This is a genomic window from Microbispora sp. NBRC 16548, assembly GCF_030268985.1.
Taxonomy (GTDB): domain Bacteria; phylum Actinomycetota; class Actinomycetes; order Streptosporangiales; family Streptosporangiaceae; genus Microbispora; species Microbispora catharanthi.
Genome location: NZ_BSSF01000101.1, coordinates 1 through 338 on the forward strand (window position 1 = coordinate 1; position 338 = coordinate 338).

The window sequence follows — 338 nt, forward strand, 5'->3', positions numbered from 1 at the left end:
GCAGCACCGTGACGGGCTGCTTGCGCTTGCGGTCGATGCGCACGCCGACACTGTCGCGCTTGTCGATCTCGAACTCGAGCCACGCGCCGCGCGACGGGATCACCCGGCAGCCGAACAGGTCCTTGTCGGAGGTCTTGTCGACCGAGCGGTCGAAGTAGACACCCGGGGACCGGACGAGCTGGGAGACCACGACACGCTCGGTGCCGTTGATGATGAAGGTGCCCTTCGACGTCATGAGCGGGAAATCGCCCATGAACACCGTCTGGCTCTTGATCTCACCTGTGGTGTTATTGATGAACTCCGCCGTGACGAACATCGGGGCGGAGTAGGTCATGTCC

General features: G+C 63.0%; 1 protein-coding gene. It reads right to left on the reverse strand.

Annotated elements, in window-relative coordinates; genetic code table 11:
- A partial coding sequence (locus QSK36_RS43215) for a hypothetical protein (RefSeq protein WP_285786458.1) occupies positions 1-338 on the reverse strand: 338 nt, incomplete at both ends.